General features: G+C 75.1%; 1 protein-coding gene. It reads right to left on the minus strand.

Going from position 1 to position 3,909, the window contains the following annotated elements:
- The coding region (locus tag ACGF5C_RS34230; protein ID WP_393308481.1) for an SDR family NAD(P)-dependent oxidoreductase at window positions 1-3,856 on the minus strand (3,856 nt) is incomplete at its 3' end.
- Window positions 3,857-3,909: the final 53 nt, after the last annotated feature.

Raw genomic sequence — 3,909 nt, forward strand, 5'->3', positions numbered from 1 at the left:
ACCAGGACTCGTCATCCCCCGTCAACACCGACACGATGTCCACATCCAGATACGGAGCAAACGCCCGCTGACACTCGGCAAGCCGCGCGTCGAACGCCGGACACCGCCCGACCAGACCCGCGGCCATCCGCGCCGACTGACCGCCCTGACCGGGGAACACGAACACCACCCCGGACCCGTGCTCGGCGGCCGTGCCCGTCACCACGTTCCCCGCTGGCGAACCCGCCGCCAGCGAATCCAATCCGGACAGCAGTTCCCCGACGCTCCCGCCGACCACCGCGGCCCGATGCTCGAACGCCGACCGCGTCGTGGCCAGCGACCAGCCGACCGCCGCCGGTTCCAGCCCCTCGTGCTCGCGCACATGCCGCGCCACGCGCGACGCCTGACCCGCCAGGGCCGCCTTCGACCGCGCCGACACCGGCCACACCACCACACCCGAACCCACCAGACCCGGGCCCCGGTGCACGCCGCCGTCGACCGCGGACTCCGCGCCGTCGGCCGGGGGAAGGTCGTCGGGCTGCTCGATGATCATGTGGGCGTTGGTGCCGGAGACGCCGAACGACGACACCGCCGCCCGGCGCGGCCGATCCACCGCCGGCCACGGCGTCGCCTCCGTCACCAGCTCCACCGCACCCGCCGACCAGTCGATGTGCGGCGACGGGGCGTCCACGTGCAGCGTGGCCGGGACGACGCCCTCCCGCATGGCGAGGACCATCTTGATGACGCCGGCGACGCCCGCGGCGGCCTGGGTGTGCCCGATGTTGGACTTGACCGACCCCAGCAGCAGCGGCACGTCCCGGTCCTGCCCGTACGTCGCCAGCAGCGCCTGCGCCTCGATCGGATCCCCGAGGGTCGTGCCGGTGCCGTGCGCCTCCATCACGTCCACATCACGCACGGACAGGCCGGCCGAGGCCAGGGCCTGCCGGATCACCCGCTGCTGCGAAGGGCCGTTCGGTGCCGTGAGTCCGTTCGACGCCCCGTCCTGGTTCACCGCGGAGCCACGCACCACCGCCAGCACAGCGTGGCCGTTGCGCCGCGCGTCGGAGAGCCGTTCGAGGAGCAGCATGCCCGCACCCTCGCCCCAGCCCGTGCCGTCGGCCGCCGCCGCGAACGCCTTGACCCGCCCGTCGGCGGCCATCCCGCGCTGCCGGGAGAACTCCACGAACAGGCCCGGCGTCGCCATCACCGTCGCCCCACCCGTCAAGGCGAGATCACATTCGCCCCGACGCAACGCCTGAACCGCCAGGTGCATCGCGACGAGGGACGACGAACACGCCGTGTCCACCGACACCGCCGGTCCCTCCAACCCCAACGCGTACGCCACCCGACCAGAGACCACACTCGCGGCGTTCCCCGTGCCGCCGAACCCCTCCACCTGGTCGCCGGCCACCACCAACAGGGACCTATAGTCCTGGCCGTTCGTGCCCACGAACACCCCTGTTCGCGAACCCCGCAACGACCCCGGAACAACCCCTGCCCGCTCGATCGCCTCCCACGACGTCTCCAGCACCAACCGCTGCTGCGGGTCCATCGCCAACGCCTCACGCGGGCTGATCCCGAAGAACCCCGGATCGAAATCCGCCGCGTCGTACACGAAGGCACCCTTGTCCGTGTACGTGGTGCCGGGCTTCTCCGGGTCGGGGTCGATAAGGCGGTCGAGGTCCCAGCCGCGGTCGGTGGGGAACTCGGCGACGGTGTCGACGCCGTCGGCGACGAGCCGCCACAGCTGCTCCGGGTCGGTGACGCCGCCCGGGAAGCGGCAGGCCATGGCCACGATGGCCACCGGCTCGTCGCCGTCCACGACGGACGGGGCGTCGGTCTCGGCGGGTGCTCCGGTGTCGCCGAGCAGTCCGGCGAGCAGGAAGCGGGCCAGCGCCACCGAGTTGGGGTGGTCGAAGACCAGGGTGACGGGCAGCGGCTGCCCGATCGCGGCGACCAGCCGGTTGCGCAGTTCGACCGCGGTCAGCGAGTCGAAGCCGAGGTCCCGGAACGCGGTGGTGGCCGGGATCGCGGCGGCATCGTCGTGGCCGAGCACGTCGGCGGCGAGTTCCCGGACCAGGTCGGCGAGGGTCTCCGCCCGCCGGGCCGGGGTCAGCCCGGCCAGCCGGCGGCGCAGCGTCGCCGCGACGCCGTCGTCGCTGTCGTCGTCGAGCGGCGCCCCGCCGTCGAGGGCGGCCTTCGCCTCCGGTACGCCCTCCAGCAGCGGCCGCCGTCGGGCGGAGGCGAACGCGGGGGCGAACCGGGACCAGTCGACGTCGACGACGGTGAGGGTGACGTCGTCGTGCTCGAGGGCCTGTTGAAGGGCGCTCATCGCGACGGCCGGGTCCATCGGCGGTACACCCCGGCTGCGCAGGTTCCGGTCGGCGTCGGCCGTGTGCATGCCGCCCTCACCCCAGGAACCCCAGGCGATGGCGGTGCCGGCCCGCCCGTCGGCGCGCCGCTGCTGCACGAGCGCGTCGAGGTACGCGTTGCCGGCGGCGTACCCGGCCTGGCCCGCGCTGCCCCAGGTGGCGGCGATGGACGAGTAGACGACGAACGCGTCGAGTTCCTGGTCGGCGAGGAGGTCGTGCAGGTGTGCGGCGCCGGCGGTCTTGCCGGCCGTCACCTCGGCCAGCTCGGTGGGGGTGACCGCCATGAGCGGGGTGGTCTGCGCGATGCCGGCGGTGTGCACGACGACGCGTACCGGCGGGCCGTCGGCCTGGACGCGGTCGAGCAGGTCGGCGAGGGCGGCCCGGTCGGCGATGTCGCAGGCGGCGACGGTGACCCGGGTGCCGAGGTCGCGCAGCTCGGCCGCCAGTTCGGCGGCGCCGGGGGCGTCGGGGCCGCGCCGGCTGACCAGCACGATGTGCTCGGCGCCGGCCGTGGCGAGCCAGCGGGCGGCGCGGGCACCGAGGCCGCCGGTGCCGCCGGTGACCAGCGCGGTTCCGGCGGGCGCGAAGCGCCGCACCGGGGGGCGGTCGCCGAGTCCGGCGCGGACCAGGCGGCGGACGAAGACGCCGGAGGCGCGGACCGCGAGCTGGTCCTCGCCGGTCGGCCCGGCGAGGATCGCGGCGAGCCGGCCGGCGGTGCGGACGTCGAGGTGGGACGGCAGGTCGACCAGGCCGCCCCAGCGATGGGGTGCCTCGACGCCGACCACCCGGCCGAGGCCCCAGAGCGCGCCCTGCCCGGGGTCGGTGAGCCGGTCGTACGAGGCGACGGTGACCGCCCCCCGGGTGACCAGCCACAGCGGCGCGTCGAGTTCGGCGTCGCCGAGCGCCTGCACCAGGGCGAGCGTGGTGGCCAGGCCGGGCAGGGCGGCACCCTCGCCGGCCGGCGGTTCCCAGGCGAGCAGGGAGACCACCCCGGCGACGTCGGTGCCGGTCAGGGAGGCGGCGAGCCCGGCCCGGTCGGCGTCGGGTTCGACGGTCAGCGGCAGCAGCTCGGCGCCGGCGTCGGTCAGCGCGGCCCGGACGGCCACCACCGCCGGGTCGTCGTCGAGCCCGGCGGGCAGCGCCAGCAGCCAGGTGCCGTCGAGGCGGGCGGTGGCGGGTTCGGGGGTCACCTGCCAGTCGGCCCGGTACCGCCAGCCGTCGAGGAGGGAGTGTTCCTGCCGCTGGCGTCGCCAACCGGCGAGGACGGGCAGCAGGGTGCGCAGCGACTCGATGGCCTCGGCGTCGTCGACGGCGAGGGTGCCGCGCAGGGCGTCCAGGTCGGCGCGTTCGACGGCGTCCCAGAACCGGTGGTCGAGCAGGCCGGTGCTGGCGGCCTGGGCGGCGGGCTCCTCGTCCGGCACCCAGTAGTGTTGCCGTTGGAACGGGTAGGTGGGCAGGCCGATCAGGCGTCCGGGCCGGCCGGCGAACGCGGGCCGCCAGTCCACCGGCACACCACCCGCGTAGACCTCCGCCAAGGCACGGTGGAACCGGCCCAGAC

The sequence above is a fragment of the Micromonospora sp. NPDC047620 genome (assembly GCF_043205005.1).
Lineage (GTDB): Bacteria > Actinomycetota > Actinomycetes > Mycobacteriales > Micromonosporaceae > Micromonospora.